This is a genomic window from Pseudomonas sp. NPDC089758 (assembly GCF_044748705.1).
In the GTDB taxonomy this organism is placed as follows: Bacteria; Pseudomonadota; Gammaproteobacteria; order Pseudomonadales; family Pseudomonadaceae; genus Aquipseudomonas; species Aquipseudomonas putida_X.
The window spans coordinates 1-26,024 of sequence record NZ_JBIVGN010000018.1 but is presented as its reverse complement, the minus strand read 5'-3'; the positions used below and the strand labels follow the sequence as shown (position 1 = coordinate 26,024).

General features: G+C 57.4%; 30 protein-coding genes and 1 pseudogene. 14 read left to right on the top strand and 17 right to left on the bottom strand.

Translation table 11 applies throughout. The features are described 5' to 3' along the window. Nucleotides 1-16: 16 nt before the first annotated feature. The 9 genes from ACIPZH_RS21450 to ACIPZH_RS21410 form a co-directional block, all read right to left on the bottom strand. Nucleotides 17-760: a hypothetical protein gene (locus ACIPZH_RS21450; RefSeq protein ID WP_400637744.1), complete on the bottom strand. Its 744-nt coding sequence runs from the start codon at nucleotides 758-760 to the stop codon at nucleotides 17-19. 32 nt (nucleotides 761-792) lie between these two features. Then, on the bottom strand, nucleotides 793-1,473 hold the full coding sequence (locus tag ACIPZH_RS21445; protein WP_241803528.1) for a C39 family peptidase: 681 nt from the start codon (nucleotides 1,471-1,473) through the stop codon (nucleotides 793-795). 66 nt (nucleotides 1,474-1,539) lie between these two features. After that, a complete protein-coding gene (locus ACIPZH_RS21440; protein WP_400637742.1) occupies nucleotides 1,540-3,036 on the bottom strand; it encodes a heme utilization protein in 1,497 nt (498 codons plus the stop codon). Between the two features lie 47 nt (nucleotides 3,037-3,083). Continuing rightward, nucleotides 3,084-3,662 carry an adhesin gene (locus ACIPZH_RS21435; protein WP_400637741.1) on the bottom strand — a complete coding sequence of 193 codons (579 nt, stop codon included), beginning with the start codon at nucleotides 3,660-3,662 and terminating at the stop codon, nucleotides 3,084-3,086. Between the two features lies 1 nt (nucleotide 3,663). Beyond that, the gene (locus ACIPZH_RS21430; RefSeq protein WP_400637739.1) at nucleotides 3,664-4,101 is read right to left on the bottom strand and encodes a hypothetical protein; all 438 of its coding nucleotides are present in this window, start codon (nucleotides 4,099-4,101) and stop codon (nucleotides 3,664-3,666) included. Between the two features lie 297 nt (nucleotides 4,102-4,398). Then, nucleotides 4,399-4,950: an AAA family ATPase gene (locus tag ACIPZH_RS21425; protein WP_267816142.1), complete on the bottom strand. Its 552-nt coding sequence runs from the start codon at nucleotides 4,948-4,950 to the stop codon at nucleotides 4,399-4,401. Then, a complete protein-coding gene (pnuC, locus tag ACIPZH_RS21420; RefSeq protein ID WP_241803523.1) occupies nucleotides 4,947-5,525 on the bottom strand; it encodes a nicotinamide riboside transporter PnuC in 579 nt (192 codons plus the stop codon). Before pnuC ends, ACIPZH_RS21425 begins: the two co-directional genes overlap by 4 nt. Nucleotides 5,526-6,372: 847 nt before the next feature. After that, on the bottom strand, nucleotides 6,373-7,302 hold the full coding sequence (locus ACIPZH_RS21415) for a hypothetical protein (RefSeq protein ID WP_400637737.1): 930 nt from the start codon (nucleotides 7,300-7,302) through the stop codon (nucleotides 6,373-6,375). A 123-nt stretch (nucleotides 7,303-7,425) separates the two neighbouring features. Next, nucleotides 7,426-9,060 (bottom strand): methyl-accepting chemotaxis protein, encoded by a 1,635-nt coding sequence (locus tag ACIPZH_RS21410; RefSeq protein WP_400637736.1) that lies wholly within the window; start codon nucleotides 9,058-9,060, stop codon nucleotides 7,426-7,428. A 300-nt stretch (nucleotides 9,061-9,360) separates the two neighbouring features. Between ACIPZH_RS21410 and ACIPZH_RS21405 the strand changes: the two genes are divergently transcribed. Further along, nucleotides 9,361-10,191, top strand: a complete 831-nt coding sequence (locus ACIPZH_RS21405) for an undecaprenyl-diphosphate phosphatase (RefSeq protein WP_012314606.1) — start codon at nucleotides 9,361-9,363, stop codon at nucleotides 10,189-10,191. 1 nt (nucleotide 10,192) lies between these two features. After that, entirely contained in the window at nucleotides 10,193-10,621 is a 429-nt protein-coding gene (locus ACIPZH_RS21400; protein ID WP_400637733.1) for a DUF1294 domain-containing protein, read from the top strand. Nucleotides 10,622-10,649: 28 nt separating this feature from the next. Here ACIPZH_RS21400 and ACIPZH_RS21395 read toward each other — a convergent pair whose 3' ends face one another. Both ACIPZH_RS21395 and ACIPZH_RS21390 read right to left on the bottom strand, forming a co-directional pair. Beyond that, on the bottom strand, nucleotides 10,650-10,994 hold the full coding sequence (locus tag ACIPZH_RS21395; RefSeq protein ID WP_400629159.1) for an MmcQ/YjbR family DNA-binding protein: 345 nt from the start codon (nucleotides 10,992-10,994) through the stop codon (nucleotides 10,650-10,652). A gap of 7 nt (nucleotides 10,995-11,001) precedes the next feature. Continuing rightward, nucleotides 11,002-11,940 carry a LysR substrate-binding domain-containing protein gene (locus ACIPZH_RS21390; RefSeq protein WP_400637731.1) on the bottom strand — a complete coding sequence of 313 codons (939 nt, stop codon included), beginning with the start codon at nucleotides 11,938-11,940 and terminating at the stop codon, nucleotides 11,002-11,004. A gap of 130 nt (nucleotides 11,941-12,070) precedes the next feature. Here ACIPZH_RS21390 and ACIPZH_RS21385 point away from each other — a divergent pair, with 130 nt between their 5' ends. Then, complete coding sequence (locus ACIPZH_RS21385) at nucleotides 12,071-12,298, top strand: hypothetical protein (RefSeq protein ID WP_400637730.1); 228 nt, start codon at nucleotides 12,071-12,073, stop codon at nucleotides 12,296-12,298. Nucleotides 12,299-12,470: 172 nt separating this feature from the next. Here ACIPZH_RS21385 and ACIPZH_RS21380 read toward each other — a convergent pair whose 3' ends face one another. Continuing rightward, complete coding sequence (locus ACIPZH_RS21380) at nucleotides 12,471-12,761, bottom strand: helix-turn-helix domain-containing protein (RefSeq protein WP_400637728.1); 291 nt, start codon at nucleotides 12,759-12,761, stop codon at nucleotides 12,471-12,473. A 188-nt stretch (nucleotides 12,762-12,949) separates the two neighbouring features. Between ACIPZH_RS21380 and ACIPZH_RS21375 the strand changes: the two genes are divergently transcribed. The 4 genes from ACIPZH_RS21375 (at nucleotide 12,950) to ACIPZH_RS21360 (ending at nucleotide 15,256) form a co-directional block, all read left to right on the top strand. Then, on the top strand, nucleotides 12,950-13,354 hold the full coding sequence (locus ACIPZH_RS21375; RefSeq protein WP_400637727.1) for a hypothetical protein: 405 nt from the start codon (nucleotides 12,950-12,952) through the stop codon (nucleotides 13,352-13,354). Beyond that, nucleotides 13,354-13,941: an antitoxin Xre/MbcA/ParS toxin-binding domain-containing protein gene (locus ACIPZH_RS21370; protein ID WP_400637725.1), complete on the top strand. Its 588-nt coding sequence runs from the start codon at nucleotides 13,354-13,356 to the stop codon at nucleotides 13,939-13,941. The genes ACIPZH_RS21375 and ACIPZH_RS21370 overlap by 1 nt, the downstream gene beginning before the upstream one ends. Nucleotides 13,942-14,201: 260 nt before the next feature. After that, on the top strand, nucleotides 14,202-14,441 hold the full coding sequence (locus ACIPZH_RS21365) for a hypothetical protein (protein WP_400637724.1): 240 nt from the start codon (nucleotides 14,202-14,204) through the stop codon (nucleotides 14,439-14,441). Between the two features lie 449 nt (nucleotides 14,442-14,890). After that, nucleotides 14,891-15,256: a histone-like nucleoid-structuring protein, MvaT/MvaU family gene (locus tag ACIPZH_RS21360; protein ID WP_400637723.1), complete on the top strand. Its 366-nt coding sequence runs from the start codon at nucleotides 14,891-14,893 to the stop codon at nucleotides 15,254-15,256. A gap of 55 nt (nucleotides 15,257-15,311) precedes the next feature. Here ACIPZH_RS21360 and ACIPZH_RS21355 read toward each other — a convergent pair whose 3' ends face one another. From ACIPZH_RS21355 to ACIPZH_RS21345, 3 genes are all read right to left on the bottom strand, one after another. Then, nucleotides 15,312-16,115, bottom strand: a complete 804-nt coding sequence (locus ACIPZH_RS21355) for an SDR family NAD(P)-dependent oxidoreductase (protein ID WP_400637722.1) — start codon at nucleotides 16,113-16,115, stop codon at nucleotides 15,312-15,314. Nucleotides 16,116-16,159: 44 nt separating this feature from the next. Next, complete coding sequence (locus tag ACIPZH_RS21350; protein ID WP_400637804.1) at nucleotides 16,160-16,918, bottom strand: SDR family NAD(P)-dependent oxidoreductase; 759 nt, start codon at nucleotides 16,916-16,918, stop codon at nucleotides 16,160-16,162. Between the two features lie 135 nt (nucleotides 16,919-17,053). Further along, a complete protein-coding gene (locus tag ACIPZH_RS21345; protein ID WP_400637720.1) occupies nucleotides 17,054-17,857 on the bottom strand; it encodes a MoaF C-terminal domain-containing protein in 804 nt (267 codons plus the stop codon). Between the two features lie 363 nt (nucleotides 17,858-18,220). Here ACIPZH_RS21345 and ACIPZH_RS21340 point away from each other — a divergent pair, with 363 nt between their 5' ends. Continuing rightward, nucleotides 18,221-18,763, top strand: a complete 543-nt coding sequence (locus ACIPZH_RS21340) for a TetR/AcrR family transcriptional regulator (protein WP_400637719.1) — start codon at nucleotides 18,221-18,223, stop codon at nucleotides 18,761-18,763. 60 nt (nucleotides 18,764-18,823) lie between these two features. Here ACIPZH_RS21340 and ACIPZH_RS21335 read toward each other — a convergent pair whose 3' ends face one another. Further along, nucleotides 18,824-20,254: an APC family permease gene (locus tag ACIPZH_RS21335; protein ID WP_400637718.1), complete on the bottom strand. Its 1,431-nt coding sequence runs from the start codon at nucleotides 20,252-20,254 to the stop codon at nucleotides 18,824-18,826. A gap of 202 nt (nucleotides 20,255-20,456) precedes the next feature. Between ACIPZH_RS21335 and tnpA the strand changes: the two genes are divergently transcribed. The 6 genes and pseudogenes from tnpA (at nucleotide 20,457) to ACIPZH_RS21305 (ending at nucleotide 25,702) form a co-directional block, all read left to right on the top strand. After that, nucleotides 20,457-20,780, top strand: coding sequence for an IS66-like element accessory protein TnpA (gene tnpA, locus ACIPZH_RS21330; RefSeq protein ID WP_400637716.1), 324 nt, complete (start codon nucleotides 20,457-20,459; stop codon nucleotides 20,778-20,780). Beyond that, nucleotides 20,777-21,112, top strand: a complete 336-nt coding sequence (tnpB, locus tag ACIPZH_RS21325; protein ID WP_400637714.1) for an IS66 family insertion sequence element accessory protein TnpB — start codon at nucleotides 20,777-20,779, stop codon at nucleotides 21,110-21,112. The genes tnpA and tnpB overlap by 4 nt, the downstream gene beginning before the upstream one ends. A 61-nt stretch (nucleotides 21,113-21,173) precedes the next feature. Then, nucleotides 21,174-22,709: pseudogene (gene tnpC, locus ACIPZH_RS21320) on the top strand (IS66 family transposase). A 245-nt stretch (nucleotides 22,710-22,954) separates the two neighbouring features. Beyond that, nucleotides 22,955-24,175, top strand: a complete 1,221-nt coding sequence (locus tag ACIPZH_RS21315) for a multidrug effflux MFS transporter (protein ID WP_400637712.1) — start codon at nucleotides 22,955-22,957, stop codon at nucleotides 24,173-24,175. Nucleotides 24,176-24,186: 11 nt separating this feature from the next. After that, entirely contained in the window at nucleotides 24,187-24,804 is a 618-nt protein-coding gene (locus tag ACIPZH_RS21310; RefSeq protein ID WP_400637710.1) for a TetR/AcrR family transcriptional regulator, read from the top strand. A 529-nt stretch (nucleotides 24,805-25,333) separates the two neighbouring features. Then, nucleotides 25,334-25,702 (top strand): histone-like nucleoid-structuring protein, MvaT/MvaU family, encoded by a 369-nt coding sequence (locus ACIPZH_RS21305; protein WP_400637708.1) that lies wholly within the window; start codon nucleotides 25,334-25,336, stop codon nucleotides 25,700-25,702. Between the two features lie 118 nt (nucleotides 25,703-25,820). Here ACIPZH_RS21305 and ACIPZH_RS21300 read toward each other — a convergent pair. Further along, the coding region (locus ACIPZH_RS21300) for a hypothetical protein (protein WP_400637707.1) at nucleotides 25,821-26,024 on the bottom strand (204 nt) is incomplete at its 5' end.

The window sequence follows — 26,024 nt, the reverse complement described above, 5'->3', positions numbered from 1 at the left end:
TGAGACTGAGCGTAGATCAGTATCCGAGATTACGAAGGCCTTTGAGCTGATCAAGGTTAGGGGCCATCGATCCGGCTGTGGGCGCGTCACGCAGCACCACATTGAGCGACGTCAGGTTGCTGACCCGGTTGCTGCTTCCGAGCAGGGTAGTGTTCTGCATGAGGCCGCCTTGCCCCAGGCGCTGCAGGGTGTTGCCCTGGTTGTTGCCGGCGATGATGCTCAGCTGCACGCCGCGGCCACTGGAGGTAACGCTCAGCGACCCTGCGCCATTGGCGCCGACCAGCGTAGAGCCGGCAGCCAGGACCTGCCCTTGGGGCTGTGTCGTCGGCGCCTGGTTGGCCTTGGTGACGTTGATATCGACATTGTTATGGGCGGTGTTGTAATCGCCGGCAGCACGCACGACCTGGGTCACGCCTTCGGTGGTGTTCAGGCCGGCACCGCCGGTGACGGTACCGGTACCGGAGCTGCCCGATTGCGGCCTGCCTGTGCCTTTTTCATTGATCATCGATACATAGAACTGCGGCTTGATGGTCGACTGCTGGATCTGCATCGCCGAAGTTGCACCGATCACTTCACCGTTGGCGTTCTGCCAGGTGCTGGTCATGACGATGCCAAAGCTGACGATGCGCCCCGGCATTACGTAGCGCCCGCGCAGGTTGGCCAGTTCCTGGTCCTTCAACTCGATCGGTTTGAACGTTTCTGCCTGTGTCGCAAGGCTGGCGGCCATGCAAGTGGCGGCCAGCCAGATTGAGGTCTTCATGGGTTGCTCCCGGAGCGTCTTGCCCATTGTCGTTAGAAGAAGTCGCTTTGAATGAAGCCGAAGTCCATCAGCTCGGCGTCTTGCACCGGGGTGAAGTTGCTGACACGGTTCTTGGCGCTCAGCGGCAGCGGCGGATCGAGCAAGATGTTGCTCTTGTCGTACCCTTGGCCGATGACGGCGAAGATGATGCCGTTCCAGCCTTTGATGAAGTCATCGATCTTGAACCGCTTGTGCCCCAGTACCGGGTCGCCGATGTAGACCCAGCCCTTGTCGACTTTCTGCATCACTACGAAGTGCTTGTAGCCGCGGATGTCCATCAGCACGACCACCGGAATGCGGATACTGTGCAAGGTGTCCGGGGCTACCCGATAGCCGCGAGCACGCATGCCCAGGCTTTCTACGTAGCGCTTCATGTCGAGCATCGAGAAACCTTGGGTGCGGACCAGGTCCTGGTCAGCGTGTGCCAGCATGCCTTCTATGACGTGTTGTTCGTCGACGTCCAGCCAGTAGGCCTGGCGCAGGATGGTCGCCAGTGAGGCTGCACCGCAACTGAAGTCGGTTTTCTGCTGTACCAGGTCAGCGAACTTGCGCTCACGGATACTCTGGATGGGTTTGTAGATCACCGCGCCACCCGGTAGCACGGACAATGGCATCTGGGCTGCTTCGCTTACACCGGCCATGCTCAGCAACATTGCCAAGGCGATCATGCGCATGTTCGATGCCCCCTGTTTTTCTTGTTAGAAAGAGGCCCCCCGAAGGGGGCCTCCAGGCCGCAGTTGTTACATCGAGGTGTTGGAGATGGCCAGCGAGTTGCTTTGCTGGTTGCCCACACCTGCTGCCACGTTGACGCCCAGGTTGCCGCTGCCACCATTGACCGAACCACTCAGGGTAGCGGTGTTGGTCACAGGGTTGGCCCAGCCGGTCGGGGTCAGCACTTGGAACGACACGGTGTTGCTCAGTGCAAACTCGCTAGACTCGCTGAAGCTCTTCGAGATGCTGTCCGAAGATTCCGACGCTTTTTCGCCAGCTTTCTCGTAGGCCGAAGCGTTTGCTTTTTCCCATGCCGAGTCATGTGCCTTCTCGTAAGCGGTATCGCGAGACTTGTCATAGGACGAGTCACGGGTACGGTCATACGAAGAGTCATACGCCTTGTCGAAGGACGAGTTGTAGGACTTGTCGAACGCCGAGTTGCTGGCCGACTCGTGCGAGGTGTCGACCGATGCATCCAGCGAGGCATTGAGCGAGGCGTCGAACTCGGCGCTGCGAGAGCGCTCGAAGCGACCAAAGGTTTCAGACGAGGAGGCGCTGCCGTTGGCGCTTGCATCGAGCGATGCATTGAGCGAAGCGCTGGACGAAGCGCTGTGGTCCCGGCTGGCCGAACCACTGGCGTCCCAGCTGTTGGAGCCGTTGGCAGCCATGCTGTTGGTGCCACTGGCGCTGCTGCTGCTGGAGCCGCTGGCGGTCATGCTGCTCGAGCCGCTAGAGCTGCTGCTCTTCGAACCGCTGGCGCTGCTGCTGTTGGAACCAGCCATGCTGAAGCTCGAGCTGGAGCTCTTGTCGACGCTCGCATCGAACGAGCCGCTACGCGAGGACGACCCACTCTTGCTGGTGGTGAAGGTCAATGTGTCGACGGTATAGGTACGGTCGGCGCGGTTGTTGACTACCAGGCCTGGGCCGCTCTGATCGGCCGAAGCGGTGGCGCTCGAGTTACCGATACCTGCGGCATTGTTGGCGATTGCCATGGTATTTTTCTGCTGGTTCAGGTCGCCGCCAGCCACGTTGATACCAATGTTGCCGCTGCTGCCATCAGCCGAGCCGCTCATGACGGCCGAGCTTTGGGTCGACCAGTTGTTGACGGTGTTGTTGTTGCTGCGCTGAATTACATCGGCGGAGGCGGTGGCGGTGCCGAAGACGAAGCTGTTGTCGATGTCGGCGTTATCGGACGAGGTGTTGGCAATGGCCGCGGCGTTGTCCTGCTGGTTGCCGTTACCGGCCGCCACGTTGACGCCGACGTTGCCACTGGCACCCGCGCCGGAGCTGCTCATTTCGGCTTCGTTGATGGTGCCTTCGTTGCGGATGGAGTTACCCGTGCTCCGTTGGGAATCAGTAGCTGTGGCACTGGCGTTGGTATAAACCGCCCTGTCCATTTGCTGGTGATTGTTGTTGTTATTGTGGCCGTGGCCACCGCGTCTATCATTCTGATCCGCTTGTGCAGCAACAGCCATGACCGCAGCAATTGCGAAAACCAGAGGCTTGATTGCCATCGAGGGTTTCATGGTGTTTCTCCGTCTTTTAGGTTAAGTGTTGTTCTCACCTGTTTGGGTCAGTTCGCGACCCGTACGCTCAGGGTGTTTGCCGTCTGGTTGCCCACCCCGGCGCTCTGATTCAGCTGGATGACCCCGCGACTACCGGTGAATGCCTGGTCACCGGTGGTGACCTGGCGATAGCCGGGTGAGGTATCAGTTGGATCGGAGCTGTTGATCAGCGCCACGTTCTGCTGCAACAGGACGCTGTCATCGATGCTTTGCGGTTGTGTACTGATGCTGATGCGCAGGGCATTGGCCTGCTGGGTGCTGGCGCCTGCGCTCTGGTTGACCCCCAGAGCGCCGCTGCCATGGCTGAAGGCGCCGCCCTGGATGCTGGCGGTGGCTCCCATATTGGGGTCGACCACAGATTGCTGGCGCTGGCGAATCTGCGTGGTTGCATCAGCCCCGTGGCCAATCGCAAAAGCCCGGGCATTGGCCTGCTGCTGCCGGTCGCCGGCGGCCTGGTTCACGCTGAAGTTGCCTTGGTATTGCGCGCCAGAGCTGTCGATGGTGGCAGTGTTCAGTACGGGAACGGGAGACTGGGCGAGGGCCGAAACGCTGAACAACGTGGCCAGGATAGACAACGTCTGCCTCATCTCATTTGCCTCCGGTCAGGATCTGCAAGGGGGCAAGGCCACGCTGGACGCTCGAGTTGACCATGTTTGAAATGCCGTTGCCGGAGCCTGTGCCACGGCCAGCTGCCAGGTTCGGTAGCTGGTTCTGGTTGCTGATGTTGCCGCCCAGGTTGTCGGTTTGCTGGGTAATCAACGATGAGATGCCCGTGCCGCTGGTGATGTTGGCGAAGTCGCCGTCACTGAGTTCTGTGCTCTGTTTGAGCACGTACGCGGACGGGTTGGCATTGGCGGTGGTTGGGTTGGGGTCGGGCGCCAGTGGCGCACGGATCGCCATGCGCGGTTGCACATCGCGGGTGATGACGATGATCCCGTCGGCTGCCTGGACCGGCAGCGCCATGCTTGCCCCTAACACGCAACTGACCAACAGGAGGCGGGTAATGCCTTTATCCAGTGTGCTCACGACGGCGATTCCTTCTTTGTGCGCTGGCCTGGTTCAGCGTTGCGAGGAGGAGAGCAGGAGCCGTGCCGCTTTTGGATTACCCTTTGAATTCAGTGGGTTGCAGAAATGAGCTGGGAGAACCAGGAAGTTGTTGTATCAGTGCTGAGACAGGTTTGCCGGCAGTTGCCGTTTTGCCCGCTATACACGTTGCCCGCAGCGCGGTTTTTGACAATGTCTCATCCACTTGACACTCCCCTCGCAATCGGTGGGGAAGTGCGCAAATACGGGGGTCAAGGCCCAGGCAGGTGTATCGCCGGGTTAACACTCGGTAGGGCAGTGCGCCACGCTGCCCTGCAGCAGGTTCTGCACAGCACGCAATGCTGAAGCGCTACGCTGGGGCCAGTGGCCATCGATGATTTCCAGCCTTTGTTGATGCCGTTGCAGCCATTGCAGGCTGTCATCGAAGAAAGCCTGGCGGTCAGCCAGGTCGGGCTGGCTGCGCTGGCCATCGGCAACCCAGCCAACCCCTTGCGGGCTCAGCAGCAGATGCAGGTCGTAGTGGCGTGCAAGCAAAGCCTGTTCCAACCAGGGAGGGCAATCCTGGAACAACGCCTGGCTCCAGAGCATATTGCTGAGCAGGTGGGTATCGAGGATCAGCAACGGCGGCGCCATCGCCCGGGCCTGGTCCTCCCAGGCCAACTGGCCGCGGGCGATGGGGGTGATATCGGCATAGCAGGTGTCGCGGCAGTGCTGGTCGATGAAATGCCGCACGTACTCGCTGACCACCACGCCGCCAAAGTGCGCCTGGATTTCGCCGCTTAGCCAGCTTTTGCCGCTGGACTCGGGGCCGCACAGTACCACCACCTTCATGGCTGCACCCCGGTTGCCCGCAGGGCCGGGTCATGGCGCCACTCCAGCCAGCCACGCACGGCGATGAGGGTCAGCAAGGCGAAGAAGCCTGCCGTGAAGTACAGCTGCTGGTGCAGGTACTGGCCGACATAGACGACATCGACTACCACCCAGAGCGGCCAGCATTGCACGCGTTTCTGCGCCATCCACACTTGCGCGACCAGGCTGAAGCCGGTCAGCGTGGCATCCAGCCAGGGCAGGACGGCATCGGTCCAATAGGCCATGGCTGCGCCCAGGGCAATGCTCAGCACCAGGCCAAGCGCCAGCCCGGTGAATACCGCACGCCTGGACAGGTGCGACACCACGCGAGCATCCTCGGCGCGGTCCGGGCGTTTCCATTGCCACCAGCCGTACAGTTGCAACACCGCGTAGGCGCCTTGCAGCAGCATCCCCGAGTACAGCTTCACATCGAAGAACAACCAGCCATAAATAAGCACCATGACCAGGCCCACCGGCCAGCACCAGGCGTTCTGTTTGACGGTGAGCCACACGGCAGCAGTGCCTAGGATGGCGGCGATGAGTTCGAGGCCGGACATCGGCGATCCTTGGAACAATCGGGGGGCGCGATTGTACCGCGAACGCCGTCCAGTGCCAGCGGTAATGTTGCCATTAAGTGCCGCTACTTCAAAAAACTATTAGTTTTGTCAGTTGTCGCCATGACTTCATAACTTTAGCCTCATTCATGCAGTTATATCAATTGCACTACTGAACAGAGGCAATGTCATGAATATATTGGCAGGCAACGTCGCGCCCGTGTTATTTATTCCGCTCATCACGTTCACCCTGTCAGTGCAGGCTGCTAGTTGTGAGTCTGTCGTGTCGGAAGTTACCCGCTGGTACAACGACACGCCGTCCGGCTGCGGTAACGACCCCGCGGTAGACTGCTCAGGCGTGATGATGCGCGCGACGCATCGGTGGGATGAGGCGGGCGCAAGGCAGCCGAACCGTTATGACGTGTGGAACCCTAGCCCGGCCTCGCAGGCCTCTGGAGGTGTTTCGGTGTCCTGGATGCGCAGTGATCGAATAGGTTATGAAGACCCAGGGATGAAAGCGAATAACGGCATTATTTTCACCCCGCGCCAGTTTGTCGAACGGCCTCTGGCGAAAATCGATGTTTATTGTGCTTACCCCATCGATGCCTGGACGGATGATCGCACCGAGCGCGGGTGTGGTGATAACAGGCAAACATCAAACGTCGAAAAAAGTTGCCAGGCACTGGGTATCAATGACCTCAATGGTTGGAAACAGCACTACGAGGGGTTGGGCGGTAGTGCAAACCGCCAAGAGCGCCATAAACGCCAGTGTGCGTTCAGCATGCGCGGTAGCATGCCGTTGAGCAGGGGTCTTGCTGAAGTCCAGGCGCAGGATCGGTACAGCGTAGCCCTATGCGTAGAGCTTGCGCTGGAAGCTGCGCGCAGGTTCCAGCCCTTTGGTGGGTTTGGGCTTCTTGACATCGCCCCGTGTGCTGCCGACGTGGGTGCTGTTGACATCCCAGACCACCGCGTCGATGTAGGGCAGGCGTGCACCGCCATCGTCGGGTGATTTTTGTAGCGCCGGTTCCACGTTGCTCAGCAATAGCTCGTTCAGCAATTCCTTGCGGGCAAATGTGTCCGTGCCGATGGTTTTGGGGTTTTCGTGAACAGCGATCATCGCCCTCCAGTCCGACGGCTGCTCGGCATTCCAGGAGCATTGAGTCACCTGGATGCGATTCATGTCGTTACGTGCGTAGCGGTAGTTTTTGCGCCATTGCTCCGCGTTGTGGACACCTCGCGTATCACAGTTGCCGTAGGCGAGTGCTGCATTGCGGTTAGGCGGGGAGGTCGCCGAATTTTTCAGGTGGTTCACCGGCAGCGGGGAGCCATAACGGCCGCATCCGTACCATTTGCGTTCGGGTCCGATGAAACCGTCGAAGCTGTAGATGCACACGAAGCCTTTCTCCATGACCGGCAGGCCCAGCTCCCGCGCGTCCATGGGCGTACGTAGGATATATCCGGCGGGGCGGATGAGGCGGTTGGTGCTCAAGTCCCTGCGGATCCAGCTGAATGATGTGGCGCCCGTCTTGATGGCGTAGGGGCTGTAGTCCCAGGGGTTGAAATTGCCATCGTCGACCATGCGCAAGGTTACGCCGCTGCAGTAGTAGTGCCCCTGCGGTGCCAGCGTATCTGGCTCACGGCAGGCATCGGTCACCTTGTTGTAGTTGCGGTTGATACGCTGCAGCGTTTGCATCGGGTCAAGTTGGATGATGGGTTGCGGGTCCGCCCAGGCAGGGGAGAGGGCGACTAGCAGCGCACCGCAAAGGTAACGGGTATCCATAGTGAAACCTCCAGGTCAATGGAGGTTTCACAGGGTTCAGCGGGCCGTTACCGGTCTACTGGCAAAATGTCAGGTCGGCGCTTTAGCCGCTCTAGCGCGGGGCTTGGCAAGATCGTCACGGCGCTAAACGCGGAACTGACGCAACAATTGCTCCAGCTCTTCACTCAATTGCCCCAATGCCACGCCTGCCTCACTGGATTGGCGCGCCGCAGCGGCGGTCTGCTGCGATAACCCGGCCGTATCCAGTACGTTCCGATTGATCTCCTCCACCACGTGCGACTGCTGCAACGTGGCGCTGGCAATGGTGGCGTTGAGCACGGTGAGGTTGTGCAGCGCCTGGCTGATGGCGTCCAGGCTGGAGCCGGCCTCCCGGGCTTGCTCCACTGTCTGGCGCGAAGCTTCGCTGCTGGTGTCGATGGCCCTGACCGCGGCGTCCGATTGCCCTTGCAGGTGCTCGATCATCGTGTGTATCTCTGCCGTCGACTGGGCGCTGCGTTGAGCCAGCAGCCGGACTTCATCGGCCACCACCGCGAAGCCACGGCCCTGCTCGCCGGCGCGGGCCGCTTCGATGGCTGCGTTGAGGGCCAGCAGGTTGGTCTGTTCGGCGATGGAGCGTATCACCTCCAGCACCCCGCCGATTTTCGTGCTGTGCCCGGCCAGGTCACGGATCACCTGCACAGCCTGGTCGATCGTCGCCGAAAGCCGGTCGATCTGCTGCAGGCTGCCATGGATCGCTTGCTGCCCGTGCTCCACCTGCTGCTGCGCCGCGCGCATTTCGCCTGCAGCCTGTTCCGCGGTCTTGGCCACGTCCTGCACCGCGTAGGTCACCTCATTGACCGCGGTTGCCACCTGGTCCATCTGCATCGATTGCTGTGCGCTGCGTTGTTGCGCGGCACCGGCATTGTCACCGACATGCCCGGCGGACTGCGCCAATGAGTGCGCCGCGCCCTGCAGTTGGCCGACCACACGCTGCAACTTGCCGTTGAAACGGTTGAAGTGCTCGCCCAGGTGGGTAATCTCGTCGCGGCCATGGGTATCCAGGCGCCGGGTGAGGTCGCTTTCGCCGCTGGCGATATTGCCCATCGCCTGCACCGCCTCCTGCAACGGGCGGGCGATGCTGCGGGCGATGAGCATGACCACCAGAGCCATCAGCAGGGCGATACCCAGGCCCACCAGCGAGGCATGGCGCAACTGGCGGGCGAATTCGTTCTGCACATCATCGATGTACACGCCAGAGCCGATGATCCAGCCCCATGGCTTGAACAGCTGAATATAAGACGTCTTGGCCACCGGTTCGCTGGCACCGGGCTTGGGCCAGCGGTAATTGACCGGGCCAGCGCCCTGGCTGCGGGCGAGGGCCGCCATTTCGTTGAACACGGCGAAACCGTCAGGGTCGCGAATGGCGGAAAGGTCCTGGCCATCGAGCTTGGGGTTGGCCGGGTGCATGATCATTTTCGGCCCCAGGTCGTTGATCCAGAAGTAGTCGTTCTGGTCGTAGCGCAGCGCGCGCACCACCTGTAAGGCCTGTTGCTGGGCAGCCTCGCGGCTGAGCGTGCCGGCCGCCTCCAGGCCTTGGTAATAGGCCAGCACGCCCGCAGCGGTCTGCACCACATGGCGGGTTTTCTCCGCCTTGGCATGGTACAGGTCGCCATGGATCTGGCGCAGCATCAGCAGGCCGAGGATCACCAGCATTGCCACCGCAACCAGCAGTATCAGCCACAAACGGCGGCTGATCGACATTGACCTCAAGGTCTTCATGAACGGCACTCCCGCATTGTTCTTTTTATGAAGGTGCATCCAAGCATGCTTCGGCACTTGGCCAAACCCGACTAATGGCTAAGTGCTAGTTAACGGCTGAACTGCCGCATGCCGCGCAAGCCTTTGCAAAGCCGCTCTGCTAGGATTTCGGCCGCGCAAGATGAAACCTTTAGCCCACGTGAACTTTTCCACTGGCATTGGTCCCAACTGACGCTGTAAAAAGGCCGCGCCGCACGCGGCAATCACAAGCAAATCAAGAACAAGGGGCCTGCAAGCAGCTGCGCTCCAACCGGGGGAACGATGGATTTTTGGACTGCCTTTCAGGCAATCATCTTGGGCGTGGTCGAAGGACTGACAGAATTTTTGCCGATCTCCAGTACCGGTCACCAGATCATCGTGGCAGACCTGATCGGCTTTGGTGGCGAACGGGCCATGGCCTTCAACATCATCATCCAGTTGGCGGCCATCCTGGCGGTGGTATGGGAGTTTCGGCGCAAGATCCTCGATGTGGTGTTCGGCCTGAAAAGCCAGCCGGCGGCGCGGCGCTTCACCGCCAACCTGCTGTTGGCGTTCATGCCTGCGGTGGTGTTGGGCGTGCTGTTCGCCGACCTGATCCATGAATATCTGTTCAATCCGATCACCGTGGCGACAGCGCTGGTGATCGGTGGTGTGATCATGCTCTGGGCCGAGCGCCGTACCCACAGCGTGGCGGTCGACCACGTCGATGACATGCGCTGGTCGCATGCCTTGAAGATCGGCTTCGTGCAGTGCCTGGCGATGATCCCAGGCACCTCGCGCTCCGGCTCGACCATCATCGGCGGCCTGCTGTTCGGCCTGTCGCGCAAGGCAGCCACCGAGTTCTCGTTTTTCCTGGCCATGCCGACCATGGTCGGTGCGGCAGTGTACTCGGGCTACAAATACCGTGACCTGTTCCAGCCAAGCGATCTTCCGGTATTCGCGATTGGCTTCGTGACGTCGTTCATCTTCGCCATGATCGCAGTGCGCGGCCTGCTCAAGTTCATTGCCAACCACAGCTACGCCGCTTTCGCCTGGTACCGCATAGCCTTCGGTTTGCTGATCCTGGCCACCTGGCAGTTCGGCTGGGTCGACTGGTCGACGGCGCACGGCTGATATGCCTCGAGCCCAAACGGAGCAGCGGCGCGTAGCGCGCAAGCAGGAGGGCGTACGCAATGTGCGCCTGAAGCTGCTGATGCTCGGGGTGTTGTGCCTGCTGCCGGTGGCGGGCGCGGCGCAGATGGCCTGGAGCGGGCAGTCATGGCTGCCGCTGGCGACTTATCCTGCCGTAAGCCTGGTTACGCTGCTGTTGTATTGGCAGGATAAGCAGCAGGCCCGCACCCAGGCCTGGCGCACGCCAGAGAAAGTGCTGCATGCCGGTGAACTGCTGGGTGGCTGGCCAGGGGCGCTGATCGCCCAGCAGCTTTTCAGGCACAAGACCCGCAAGGCCTCTTACCAGATGGTGTTCTGGGCGATCGTCTTGCTGCACCAGGTGTTTTGGGTTGATCACCTGCTTCTGGGCGGGCATGTGCTGTCGCTGGGTTGATGGTCTGCTACTGCCTTTCGCGGGCCGCTCACATCAGCAAGCCCACCTGCAATCGCTTCGCCAGCCGCCGCACTACCAACTGGTGCGAGCGCTGCAGCAGGTCACTCAACTCATCCCGGCCCATGGGGTAGGGCGGCGCCATACTGATCCAGCGCGCCCGTGCCAGATACGGTGCCGGGCGTACACCTGGCCTGTCGCAATAGCCGAGAAACAGCTCATCGGCCACCTTGAACGACAAGCCAGCCCCTGCCAGGTCGAGTACCGCGAACATCTTGTTACCGGCCACCGAAAATACCCGGATGCCGCCCCACTTGTAGTCTTCCTGCGCCCCGGGCAGCGCCAGGCAGAACGCCGCCACCTGATCCTCGGTCATGGTCTGTCTAGACATAACGATCTCCACACGCTTCAAACGATGCTGCCAAATGATCGATCCACACCCGTACTGCAGGCAGCACACCACGCCGATGCGGGTAAACCGCTTGCAGATAGCCACCCGGTAGCGACCAGTCCGGCAGCAGCCGCACCAGCTCGCCGCGTTCGAGCTCATGCTCGCAGAACATGCTCGGCAACGCAGTAAAGCCTAGCCCGGCACGTACGGCGGCATTGCGTACGACAAAATCATCGATGGCCAATCGCGGCTCCAAGGCGATTTCCTCTTGGCGACCATGGGGCCCGAGCAGACGAAAATGCACCAGCCGGTCCGCTTCAGCAGCGCCCAGTACTGGCAGGGCGGTCAGCTCGGACGGCTCACGGACATGGTCGGCAAAGCCGGGAGCGGCCACCAGCTGCATCTGCGCCTGACGCAGCCGGCGCGTCACCAGCGCAGGGTCTTCGTCGCCCAGATCGCGCACGCGCAGGGCGACGTCGATGCCCTCGGAAATCAGGTCGACACGGCGGTTGAGCAGCACCATGTCCAGTTGCACCTGGGGGTACAGATCCAGAAAACGGCTGATCACATCCGGCAGGAACGCGTGGGCCAACGCTACCGGGCAGGACACCCGCAAGCGCCCACGCGGCTCGCTGCTCATGCTGGCTACCGCCTCGTCAGCGGCCTCTGCCTCCAGCAGCATGGCCTGGCAGTGATGCAGATAGCGTTCACCCACTGCGGTGAGCTTCAGTTGGCGCGTGGTGCGCTGCAGCAACCGCGTCCCCAACCGCTCCTCCAGTTCGGCGATGCGCCGCGACAGACGCGATTTGGGGATGCCCAGCTGGCGTCCGGCGGCGGCGAAGCCACCGGCCTCGACTACGCGAGCAAAATAGAAGAGATAGGGCTTTTTGTGGGGATCACCACGTTCACATCCAGCGTAACTGACTGACATAAAACAGAAAAACACCAAAATCCATTTTGACTATAGGCAAAATGAGGCTCCTCGGCTTCAGCCTGCCTACCCTCTGACCAAGACCCGTCAGATCTCAGCATAGCCACCTCGCTGTGGCGGGAGGAGCACCATGAGTACGTACACTTTTAGAGCAGAATGCCTAGACGACGTTTTCGGCTTTCTCGGGGCATTGGCGCTCAGGCACCGCATCGATTTCTGTACCCTTCAATCTGATCAACTCTTCCCGGATGTCGAGGTCTTGCTCCGCACCGATTGCACGTTCAAGCAGCTGCTTGCTGTAGTTAAATTGGTGGATGATGCTCACATCATTGCTGAGTCGCTTGAGCGAATTTTGTAGCGCTTCGTTAGCGCTATTTGTCCTTATTATATGTATCGGCGAAGCGGTTTTTCATTCATTGGGCTCGGTCGATCTCTGAGTTTTAGGTCTGTACGCGTATCTAAAACTGGCTGAAGGTGGTTGGGACCTTCCGATGGAATGGGCGCCTTTTTTTCAAGCTATATGTAAGCGCTCATTTTGAAAGTTTTTTGTTCAGGTCTCGAATTTCTGTTGTAACAGTTTTCATCACGTCGTCAGGGCTTCTTTCAGCATGTTTGGCTTCGACCATTGCCATCAGTGCGATAGGACTAACTCCTAACTTAATGCAGAGATCTCGAACCATATCGATGGTCGGCGTTTGCTTCGCTTTCTCGATGTTGCGAACGTAGCGCTCGCTTGCGGTGGGTAGAAACGCCTCCTGGGTGAGACCCCTCATGAGTCGCAGTGAACGGAACACGCTCCCAAAGGCTTCGTTGTAGTCCATACGCCATCGCCCAAAAGCGAGTATTCAACACGTTGCGCTGGCAAAGGAACAGGAACTATAATTCCGGTTGACGGGTTTTTTTGCATTTTCCCGCTTATTTTTCCCTTCCGAACGCTATTTCGGGTGATGGCGTGATGGTGGCGCCACGCGAAAGTGCCTCGTTTCGGTCAACAATAGGACCAAATAATATGTTCGAAACCAATGACCAAGGCCGCGTGCAAGATCTATATTTCGCCCCAGAGGAAGGAGCGCACCGATGGGCCTACGTTTCCCTGACCTCGAACCATGAATGGTTCTACGTCACGTATGAGCTTTCTGATGAGGAGGTGGTCAATCATCAGCAGTTGATGATCCCACTCGCTCCCTATGTATTGAGCTTGGCGACGAGAGATGCTCCGGAGGCTTTCATTAAGAGTATTCAGTTGGTATCGCCACCATGGATGAATGGCAGTGGCACATGGCTCATGCAGGACCTGAAGGCAATCCGTTGCTGTGGGATTAAGTTTGTATATGAGCTTTGCAGTGGTGAAGTTTATCCGGAAGAATTTGCTGATACCCCAGCAAAAACCATGTGGCCCAAAGGTGAGAACTGATGTACAGACCATTGGAGCTAGGGCTCGTATCGAGGTATTCGAGCCTTTTTGACGACCAACGCAGCATGCAGGACGATTTCACCTTCGAATGTACGAATGGTTGGTTTGATCTAATTGCAGCCAACCTTAAGCTCGTTGAGCGTTACGCCGAGCTAGAGCGATTGAAAGTCGAGATTACCCAAGTCAAAGAAAAATTTGGGCTACTGCGTATGTATCACCGCGGTGGCGATGAGGTGGTCGATCGCCTTCTCGACATTGCCGAATTAGTTTCCGCGAGTACTTGCGAGGTTTGTGGGGCAGAAGCAAATGTGGTTGAGCAGCAAGGGTGGCTTCGGGCGTGTTGTCATTTGCACAGAGAGGTCATGGAGCCTGGCTCAGTCCTCACTAGTAAGGTCGGCTATATAGACGCCTACGTTAAATGTGTGGCGCTCCTGCTTTGGTTTTTCAAAGATAACTCGGTGAGGTGGGTAAACCAGGAGTGTCTTGGGCTTGGGGGCCGGTGCCCGTCTGAGCTTTTGGCCTCAAGCGAAGGGTGTGAGCAGGTCTACACGCTGATTCGACGGTTGGAAAGCGGGGTAGCGGTGTGAAACTCAAGGCGCTCTATCACTCCCACACTGTCATGGCCAATCGTCCTGGCCTTAAAAGGTACCTACGTCAGAGGTTGGACTGGGAATTTCAGCAAGGCTCAGTAGATTTCGGCCACGTGCGCAGCGTCGTGTCATCACCAAGACTGGAGTCCCACTCTGTGCGTTGCTTCAGTCATCCCCGACTCGCGATGGCGGGGGATTCTTACCTTAGCCTCCACACGATGCTTGCAGACGGGTATCGGAAGACTTATGCATTATCGATGGCCGATTGGCTTGAGATACAAGATGCTGTAGAGACGGTGGAGTGGTGTGAGCCATTTGAAACGGCGGTAATGAATATTCAGATTTGGCCATTTTCCCCATGCGAGCTGGACGCTTTCGCTAGGGCAGTTGCTGTATCGCTGAGTTTTACTCCAGCAGAGCTAATGGCAGAATCGAGAATATCGTTAGCCCTGAGTGAACTTCTGAAAGAATGGGGCTATAGCGTAGATGATTTTTGAAATTTGAAGTGGCGGCACTGTACAACGCTATGCCAAAATTTTTCGTAGTTAGGTCTTGTGATTTTGAGCGAGAGCCGCCCTTGTGAGGCATATTCTAGATTCGTAGGTTTGACCAGATGAACCCTGTATTACGTCGATAGTTCCGGAGTGACTTTATAGGTCGGGCTGTAGTTCTGACAAATCAAGTGGGCTTAGCGGCGGCTACTCTTGGTACACTTTTTCGTCTCCGATCCTCTCACACACCTTGTTGCTGTGGTCGCCACGAGCATTTTCGGTGCTATGAGGTTAGGATTATTCTATAAGGCATGTGCGTTCCCTCGTGTTACTGCCACCGCCTTAGCAGGTGGAACCTACGGCCCAATCAGTACGTCGAACTTGTTCGTAACCAGTTGAGCTGTAGAATACCTGCGTGCTGGTTGCAGCACCCCACATACAAGAGGAGTGTAGCCATGTCGAGACTGGCTGAATACCGGAAGCTTGAGCAAACGCTGGCTGCCCAGCTGGCTGAGCTTGAATCCATGAAGAATGATGAGTCGCTGAAGCGCGAGATCGAATTCGAGAAAAAGCTTCGAGACCTGCTGGAGAAATATGGGTTCAGCCTCCGCGATGTGATTAATATCCTGGACCCACAAGCTGCACGTCGTGCTCCAGCAGCCGCGCCATCAAAGGCCACTCGCAAGGCCCGGGATGTGAAGGTTTACCGTAATCCGCACAACGGCGAGCTGATTGAGACCAAAGGTGGAAACCACAAGCTTCTGAAGCAATGGAAGCAGGAGTACGGCGCTCAAGAAGTAGAGTCTTGGGTCGGTAAATGACCCTGTCGGCCATGCTGAAATTTGAAAGGGCGCTTTACAGGCGCCCTGATGTCCTTTAGAAGCTGCTGAAGTTAATGCGAGCGTCGAGCGCAATCGAACCTGGATCCCCGGCAATCATCCCGCCATCAACGGGTATGACGGCTGCATTAACGTATGAGGCTTTTGGGGATAGCAACCACGCAATCACGTCTGCAACCTCTGATGCTGTTGCTGGCCGTCGTGATGGAACGAAAGAAGTTGCGCGGGCATAGGCTTGTTCACGGTCCAGGCCGAGCGAAGCGCCATATTCCTGAATCTCCATGTCAGCCATTTCGGTTCGCACCCACCCAGGACAGACTGTGTTGGCTCGTATGCCCTGAGGGCCGTAATCAACCGCGACTGACTGAAGTAGCATGTTTAGACCGGCTTTCGTCGCGTTGTAGCCAGGGATCTCGCCGGTGGCTCTGAGTGCCGCGGCAGATCCGACGCCAACGATGGCACCGCGAGAGTTGACCAGGTGGGGCATTGCAGCACGTAGGAGCTTGAATGGGCCAGTTAGATTGGTGCGTACCATGTCATCCCAGTCGCCATCCGAAAGCGCCCCAACAGGGCCTGCTCTGACAATTCCGGCGTTTAGAACGAGGCCGTTCAGTCTGCCAAACTTTCTAATAGTCGTATTAACAAGATGAGCTAGATCCTCCTCTGATGATGCGTCCGCGGCCAGGGCGAAAGCCCCTGTCTCATCGGCCACGGCTTGGAGGGGGGCTAGGCGTCGACCGCAGATCACGACTTCCCAGCCATCTGAACGGAGGGCTTTTGCAGTCGCCGCTCCAATGCCTGTGCCTCCGCCTGTGACAATTGCTACTGGGCGTTTAGTCATTTTTTGTCCTCAAGGGTGATTGCCGGTAGCTCAGGGAAAATCGCTCAAACGAACTCAAGCGGCGGGAGGGCAGAGCGAGCTAGATACCCGAAGTCGGCTACTACGCTCGTTCCGTTGATGGGGGCGCTGACGGGCGATGCTAGAAACACCACGTGACGCGCAAGCTGTTGAGCCTGCATTACGGGTAAGCCTGTCCCCTCAAAACCCTCTGGACGGCCTAGGTCGGCTCGCGACATGGGTGTGTCTACTACGCCTGGGCAGAGACAATTGATTCTTACAGTCGGATGGTCTACAGATAGTGCTTTGGTGAGCATCAGCACTGCGCCTTTTGATGCGCAATAGGGAGCCATTCCCTCGAACGCGACCAATGCGGAGTCAGAGGCGAGGAATACGATGCTGCCAATCTCGCTTTTACTCAGTAAGGGTAGGGAGTGTTTGGCGGCCAGGAAATTGCCTCTGACATTAACCGCCATCACTCTATCCCAATCCTCCGCAGTGATCTCGATGGACGTGCGTCCAACAGGGCCTGAGATGCCTGCGCATCCGATCAACGAGTTCAGTTGGCCAAAAATACTTTCAGCGTAAACGACCGCATTCCGGATATCAGTTTCTGATGAGATATCAGCCTGAAAAAACGACACGTAGCGCCCTTCTTGACTGAGCTTCTCAGCTATCTCAGCGCCGACGCCGTCGCGATCGACTATCAATACTTTCGCGCCTTCATCGACCATGGCCCGCACGCAGGCAAGGCCAATGCCCGAGGCGCCACCAGTAACCAAAACCACTCGGCCACTCAAATGCATATCCAAGATTCAAACCTCCTGAGCTTGCTGAACCGGAGGAGGCAGCGAGAGCGATTGGCAGCGCCACCACCTCTTTGAACTTGCTGGCACGAAGTCTGCGGGGCATGAAGCGAGCTGCCTCACGCCCCGGGTCATTCAGCCTTTGGAGTGATCGTCAGGATAAACGGTGGTGTTCATTACGCTGAGGCGGGAGTTGAATGGCAACACCAGCAAGCTATTCAGAGTGTCATCCCAGCCATACATACGGCCAATCGATCGCTCCAGCTTCAGGTCGATCAGCAGCACGGCTTCTACAGTCATTACTTTTTCAGTCCAGAAGAAGATGTACAGGTCTTCTGCGACTTTCCAGGCTTTACAGTGGTCTGTATCGGCCAGACCCACTTCGCCGCCGCGCAGGCAGTGCCAAGTGAATGTGCCGAGGTTCAGGTAAATATGCTCGTAGGTTTCGATGTCGCTATAGCGATAGAAGATGCGTTTGCCAACCAGACCATCGGAGCGCTCGTGTTTTGCCTCTTCACCGTTGATATTTGCAAAGGTGAAATCGGTGACCGCTCTCGTTTTGCCTGCCACATCCACGAAGCGGGACAGGCCCGTAGTCACGGCCCCAGTATTCTGATCGAGGATGATGGTCACGTTCTCGGCAGCCAACCCCTCGCCGCGCACGAAGTCGATAATGAAAATTCCGGGGCGAGCTTCAATCGCTTTGTACTCAGCGGTGCCGCTCTTGTGATCCGTACCCTTACCGACAGACCAGGTCAACGACTGCTGATCTTTGAATTCGTACTCAACTGACTCATCGGGTGCATCACCGATCTGAAGAGTAGTGCCAGCCAGTGCGGAGGATGCCGGGAGTGTTTGCTTGCCGAAGCCGTCCAGCATGACCGATACCGATGGCCACTCATCTTCTGGTACGAAATCTTGCGTAGATGCCAAAGCCATGATTTTTATGCCTTTTTGTTATGGGTTAGGGGTGCTGCTGCCTGGGTAGCTAACCGCAGTGACAGCGGACGTTGCACGCTGCTAGGTCAAAACTCTACGTTTGTTTAGTTTCATCGTCAATGGCATTTTTGCCGGGGTTTCTCCTTTCCGAGTTGATTGCCTCTGACTGCTTTGGTGGTGAGAACGGCCTACGTGCTCCGGCTGAAGGGTTTATGAGACCATCGGCGTTCTGTTCGCGGCTTGAGTTGCGCGTGGCTCGCCCCAAGCGCTTGCTTGGCACGGGTTGAATTAGGATCTGTAGTGGGTGTTGATATGACGGAGCAAGCTAGTCGATTGCCGTATGGGGAAGGTCGAGAGGCATTGATGGCCGCGGCGATCGATGTGGTAGCGGAGAAAGGTTTACGCGGCGTGACTTATCGCGCGATTGCAGGACGTGCGCGCGTGAACCATACCTTGGTGACCCATCACTTCGGCTCGATAGAGGGGTTGTTGGCAGCCACCATGGAGTGGGCGATTGAGCGATCGATCCGCGAATCGGGGCTGGATAGAATTACGGACTTCGACGAAGCGTTTGCCGACTCTCTCATCGCGTCCGCCTCGCGGGAGCCAGAACTGCAACTGTTTCAATTCGAGATGCTACTGGAATCTCGGCGTAGCCCAGAAATGCGAAGCCTGGTTGAAAAGCTATATTCGAGCTACATGAGCACGGTGGAGCAGGCGCTGAAGGATAAGGGGCTGGACACGGCTAACGAGGCCGCGATCGCAATCTTCGCGGCTCTGGATGGACTGATGCTGCAATTTCTAACCATCAGCGAGCCGGCGAAGATCCGATCGGCGCTGATCCACATTGGGCATCTGGTTTCTGCAATTCCTCCCATAAGCAGGTACGAAGACGTTCAGCCTTAGCCTTCCACGCTACACGGGCCCTCACTGGGCCCGCGTCACCGTTATCGCTAAGTGCTCAGATCAAACGCTGCTGCGTGATGTCGGGCCGTTGGATTGCTGGCGATCTTGCAGCTTCCGCACGCCATAGAGAACCACCGAGAGCAGAAGAATGCCGATACCCATCAGCAATTCCTTGGTCCCACCGTAACCTACCAGTTCAGTGGAGGCAGCACCCACCAATACGATAAGACCGGTCAGCAAGATAAGAGCCCAAGCTACTGGTATCCAGCCGCGGCCGAGTTTCACGGGTCTATCTATGCCAGCAGCGTCCTTTCGCAGCCATAGGAACCCACTCAGCGCGAAGAAAATCGAAGCAACGTACCCAATGTTCGCAGTGACCAAAATGGCCAGAGGGGAGGAAAGCAGGAAAATCATTCCGATATTCAAGATCACAGCTACGGTCATGCACCTTCCAGGTACCTGGTGTTTGTTTAACACACCCAACTGGCGGATGGTCAAACCGTCTAGCGCCATACCGTACAGCGCACGTGATCCATCGGCGAGGGATGCGTTTAGCCCCATGAAGAGTCCTACCAAAAGGGTGCCCACGAAGAAACTGCTGTACTCACTTCCAAGAATTGCGTCGAAGGCCCCGATGAAGAAACCGTTGGGATTATCAATGGCTGCTTGCTGATCGGCCAAGCCGCCCAAGCTGAAGGCCACCGCCGCGAAGGCGGCAACCGTATATAGCCCAGACGTTACGAGGGCCATGCGCATATCACGCTTGCTACGGTACTCAGGACCGAACGCGGCGCACATTTCTGTCCCGTAAGCGCTCCATGCGATGAGGAACAGCCACATTAGCGCGGTACGACCTGTTGTCCAATCGGTGGCAGGCAGTCGATCCCATGCGATTTGGAAGTGGGAGAAATTCCAGGCGTCGCTATAGAGCGGAGCGAATGCCAGCACCAAAATGGGTATCAGCAGGAGCACGCCCATATATTTCGAAACGGAAGCCGCCATCTGGACACCCAGGCGGTTGAATTGCCAGAACACGAGGATCAGACCAGCGCCGATAAACTGGGCTAGGCCAATGCTCACCGAACCGAGCTGATAGCTCCACGTCTGGTCGGCAAACCACTGAGCCTGGATCAGCGAGCCAGCACTCACGCCAACGATCGCTAATACGGCTGACCATCCGAGCCAATAGCCGAACGATGCGATTGGACCGACCAGCGTGCAGCGGCGCTTCCAGCCTTCCGTGGCGATCATGGCAATGCCGCCTGGCTTATCCGGATACATGGCGCTGACTTCAAGAAATATCCAGTTCTGGCATGCTCCGATCGCGGCGGAACCAACCCACAAAACTAGAGCGCCAATAGGGCCTAACGCTCCGAGGGCAAATCCGAATGAGGCGAAAATTGATCCAGAGACGGCCATGGAGAGCGCGAAAGCGTCAGTCCAGCGAAGCGTTTTGGATAGATGGGAGGGATTATTTTCGTTATTAGCCATCGATAGGCGTCCTGGAAATAATTGAGGCAGTAGGATTACTCCACAGTGTGAGCAACTGACGCATGACTCACAGTGACTGACGTTTGCGCTAGCGTGCCAAAGGTAAGCGGCCAGCCAACACACCTTCAGAATCCCAGCATTAAGGGCGATGGTGTCCACCTAAAAATACGTGGACACCATCGCCCTTATCGCAAGGATCACCATGCGCCAGCGCACCTCTTACCCCAAGCCCTTCAAAGCCCAAGTCGTCCAGGAATGTCTCCAACCTGACGTGTCGATAGCCAGCATCGCGCTGCGCCATGGCATCAATGCCAACCTGGTGCGCAAATGGATTCCGCTCTATCGTGACCGCCAACCTGACGCGTTACCTGCATTCGTGCCGCTGACGATGAAGCCTGAATCTGCGCCTGCGCAACCAACGTTGGCGCGTATCGAAATTCCGTTCAAACAACACACACTCACAGTGACCTGGCCCACTGTCGATCCCGATGGCTGCGCCCGCTTCATTCGCGGCCTCGTCAAATGATCCGTATCGATACCATCTGGCTGGCCACCGAGCCCATGGACATGCGCGCCGGCACCGAAACGGCCTTGGCCCGTGTTGTCGCGGTCTTCGGTGCGGCGAATCCGCACTGCGCTTATCTCTTCGCCAACCGTCGCGCCAACCGGATAAAGGTGCTGGTACATGACGGCGTTGGCGTGTGGCTGGCAGCACGCCGACTCAACCAGGGCAAATTCCACTGGCCGGGCATTCGTCACGGCGCTCAAGTGGAACTGGACAGCGAGCAACTTCAGGCGCTCATCGTGGGGTTACCTTGGCAGCGCATGGGGGCCAACAGCACCATCACACGGCTTTAGTGCTTGCCATTGGCATAACCGCCAATCGCCGCCAGTGCGGTGCTCTGGCACAATTGGCGGCATGACTTCCTTACCCGACCTCGACCAACTGACCCCAGCAGAGCTGCGTGCGCTGCTTGAGCAGACGCTGACATTGCAGTCTCAAGTCGAGGCGATGAGTCGCAAGATCCAGAACGACAAAATCATCATCGAGCAACTCACGCACGAGATTGCCGTTCTCAAACGCCATAAGTACGCCAAGCGCAGCGAACAAATCAGCCCAGAGCAAGGCCGTCTGCTCGATGATTTGCTCAACGTCGACCTTGAGGCCATCGAAGCTGAGCTGAACGCACTTCATCCCGACCCGGCCCCAAAAGAGCCAAGCCAGAAGCCCAAGCGCGCACCACTGCCAGCACAGCTTCCGCGTACGGTTATCCGCCATGAACCCGACAACACCCAATGCGCGTGTGGCTGCAAGCTTCAACGCATCGGTGAAGATGTCAGCGAAAAGCTCGATTAAACGCCAGGTGTGTTCACGGTCGAGCAGCATGTACGTGGCAAATGGGCCTGCCGAGCTTGCGAAACCCTGATCCAGGCACCGGTTCCGGCACAAGTCATCGACAAAGGCATCCCCACCGCAGGCCTGTTGGCCCATGTGATGGTGGCCAAGTTCGCTGACCACCTGCCGCTGTACCGGCAGGAAAAGATCTTTGGTCGCGCCGGCTTGGCCATTCCCCGTTCGACACTGGCCCGCTGGGTTGGGCAAACAGGTGTTCAGCTTCAACCATTGGTCGATGCACTGCGTGAAGCGGTGCTGGCGCAACCGGTCATCCATGCCGATGAAACACCGGTTCAGATGCTGGCACCGGGTGAAAAGAAAACCCATCGAAGTTATGTGTGGGCCTACAGCAGCACTGCTTACGCAGAGCTGAAATCCGTGGTCTACGACTTCAGCCCGAGCCGTGCCGGCGAGCATGCGCGTAACTTCCTGGGCGACTGGCGCGGCAAGTTGGTGTGCGATGACTTTGCCGGCTACAAGGCCAGTTTCGAACAAGGCATCGTCGAGGTTGGCTGCATGGCCCATGCGCGCCGCAAGTTCTTTGACTTGCATGCGGCGAACAAGAGTCAGTTGGCCGAGCAGGCGCTTCTAACGATTGGTGCGCTCTACGAGGTCGAACGACAGGCCAAGGACATGAGCGAAGAAGACCGCCGACGAATACGTCAGCGGGATGCGGTTCCCATCGCTGAAAAACTGCATGACTGGATGCTGACCCAGCGCGAGCTGGTGCCAGAAGGCTCGGCCATCGCCAAGGCTCTCGATTACAGCTTGAAACGCTGGGTAGCGCTGACGCGCTACCTGGACGACGGCGCCTTGCCCATCGATAACAACCACGTCGAGAACCAAATACGACCGTGGGCACTTGGACGTGCCAATTGGTTGTTTGCTGGATCACTGCGCAGTGGCAAACGCGCGGCTGCGATCATGAGCTTGATCCAGTCGGCGCGTATGAATGGACATGATCCGTATGCCTACCTCAAGGACGTGCTGACACGACTGCCTACTCAACGGGCGAGCGAGATCGAGGCCTTGTTGCCGCATCAGTGGACGCCTGCTTAACGAGCGCAAGGTGTGTTCGCGGCTCGCTTACTGCCAAAGGTCGGTCAGCCGTAGACCGGTGTCTCCTCGAAAGATTAGTAGGGCTTTCAGCCCCAGCTCGGTCTGCCCCTTTGGGATGCGCATCATCGCGTTACAAAATCTGTAGAGAGAAAGTAGGGCTTGATTATTGACTATCAAAACTAGTGTAAATAGGATCGCCAGCTTTTACGACCGACCGGTCGGTAGCTATTGTTTGGAGTAGTGCTATGAGCGGATTTGTCAGTACGCCGGTGCCGGTTCGCATCGCGATATCGTTGGGAATGATTGGTGCCCTAGGGCCATCAGCAGTCGACATGTATCTGTCAAGCCTTCCTGAAATTGCGCGCGAGTTTGAGACGAGCTTTGCGAGCGTGCAGTTGACGCTGACCTTCTTTTTGTTGGCCATGGGGGCAGGGCAGCTCGTTTTCGGCCCTGTCGTTGATGCTTACGGCCGACGCAAGCCTCTTCTCGCGGGTCTGGCCATTTTCACCGCTTGCTCTCTCGGTGCCGCTTGGGCAGCGTCGCTGGAAATTCTGACTGGATTCAGATTCGTTCAAGGGCTGGGAAGTGCACTCACTCTTGTAGTCATCATGAGTATGGTCCGCGACGTCAGCACCGGGGTGGGCGCCACCAAACTGTTCGCCATGCTGATGACCATCGAAGGAGTGGCGCCAATCCTGGCCCCCGCAGCCGGCGGTTTCGTCGACGCGCATTTTGGATGGCGGGCTGTGATGCTGGTGCTGACGGCTCTCGGAATCGCAGTGTTGATCAACAGCTGGGTCGCGCTCCCAGAGACACTGACCTCCAAAAACCGTGTGCCATTGAGCATTGGCTCAGCGTGCCGAGCGTACGTTGCGATTGCTAAGGATCGGAAATTTTTGATGCCAACACTGGCGGTTTCGGCGGTCTTCTTTTTTCTGTTCGCTTACATCGGTGGTGCGACATTGGTGTACCAAGAAGGCTACGGATTGAGCGCTCAGCAATTCGGTCTGCTATTCGGTGGGACTGGCGTGACTATCATTTTCGGCGCAATGGTCGCGGGCAAGATGGTAAGCCGTTTAGGCCTTGGCAAGCTGTCTATGTTGGGCGTTGCCTGTATGGCGACAGGGGCGATGATCTCGTTCGCATCAGCAGCGTCAGGCATGGGCTTGGCTGGAGTTGTCACTGGGATGGCTATCGCTTTATTTGGCCTAGGTATCGCTGAGTCGACATTGATGTCGCTGGTGATGTCGTCGCAGGAGAGGGCACTGGGCTCGACCGCTGCCCTCCTTGGGGCCTTCCAGTTGTCGATATCTTCCACCGCTACACCTGTTGCAGGTTTGGTGTTGCAGCATGGGCCAGAAGCTTGGGCGGCACTTCTTGCTGTCAGCGCTCTCATCGTTTGCGTTCTCACCAAGATAAGCGTGCCTAGTGGGGCTTCAGAGACATACAATCTCGCTGAACATTGAGTGGAGGCTGCATGAGTTCTAAAGATTTGAGCGCCACTGCTGGGCGGATCGCCCAGTTAGCGCTTAACCATTTCGCTGACCGCGGTTACGACGCGGCCTCCATGAATGACATCGCAGTGCTAGCGGGGCTCAAGAAGGCTTCGCTCTACGCTCATTTTGAAAGCAAAGATGCTCTTTATGCTACCGCGCTCGCGATGGCTTTGGATTCAGAGATCGGCTACGTACGCACTCATTTTGCTCACGGAGAGGAAGGCAGCGATGTTCCAGGCGAAGGATACTGGTCGCAGTTGCGCGATCGATACACACAAAATGACTCTTTGCGATTTCTATTGAGGGCTGCGTTTTACCCACCTCATGCACTCAGACAAACGGTGATGTCGGGCTATGACGGGTATTTGGAGGTGCTCCGGGGCTGTTTCACGGCAGCATGTGTGTCGGGGCACCAGAGCATTTCGTTTGAAGTAGAGAGCTGGCTCATTGATGCGTACATGGCGGTGATCGATAGCCTCACTGTTGAGCTGATCTATGGGAACGACGATGGGTATTGTCGACGTATTGAAGCTTTCAAAGGGCTTTACCGCCATGTGCGTAATCCCACTGGCCTTAGCGTCAGTGTTCACTCGACCTGAAAACGGCTGAAGTATCAGGTCGGCTTGCCACAATCTTGGCTGATAGCAGTGAAATTATAATATTTGGCTTTTGTAAAAAGCAAAATGTCGTTGAGGGGATCATCAAAATTGTGGCTAGCTTTTCTCGTAAGGTAGCAGGAGTCGCGGCTCCAGAAGCCGGCTCCACGTGAACCCAGCCCTACTGAGTTCACGAGCAGAATAGAGCCATTTTGCTCGATTTAAGTTATCACCCTAGACCTTGGGGGCACCCTCGTGTCTTATTGGTGGGGACGGTGCGTTGATAGAGAAGTGGCTTTGCGCTTGCTCGTTGTCGGCGTCTGTAAGTGCTGCTAGTTCTCCAGATCATCACATGCAGCGAACGCCACAGTTACAGGGCGCAGATCTAGGTTGATGGCACAGAAGCAAGTTCTACCCAGGAAGCGGGTCGTATAGGTCTATGATTAGAGATTTCATTAAATCTCCTAGTCTGTTGCTAGACTTGCCCTTGGTCAGCACAGGATAATGGCCCATTACCAAACACGAGCTTCAAATGTCCCGTCTTGCAGAATTCCGCGCCCTTGAGCGGCAGCTGGCTGCTCAACTCGCCGAGCTTGAGTCACTCGAGAATGATGATGGCCTGAAGCGCGAGATCGAATTCGAACAGAAGCTCCGCGGTCTCCTCGGTGAGTATGGCTACAGCTTGCGTCAGGTTGTCGTAATTCTTGATCCGCACGCTGCTAGCCGTATTGCTCTAGTTGCGAGAGAACCCAAAGGCAATCGTAAACCACGACAAGTCAAACGGTACAAAAATCCCCATAGCGGCGAAGTCGTGGAGACAAAAGGCGGTAACCAAAAAATATTGAAAGAGTGGAAATCGGAATATGGCTCCGACACCTTGGAGTCTCGGCTCGCGGAGTGAAAAACCGGACTCACAAGTGACGGCCCTGAGTGGGTCCTTTTTATCGGGTTATTCAGAAAATCATTAAACTGGTTTTTCTTCAAGTCTACGGCATTTAACTGAGCTGTAAGATGGACGATTAACTGATCGTAACCATCATCGCAAAACAGCCCATTTCAGCTTCTCGGGGCCAGTAGCCGACAGTCTGAATTTGCGTGTCTATGGCAGTGCGAACAAGACCGATACAGAGTAAGTGCTCCATGAACCCCACATTCAAAGCGCTTACCTGATGCCCGATGCTGTGCTCCCGATTTCCTTCTGGAGCCAGCCCTGCATGATGCGC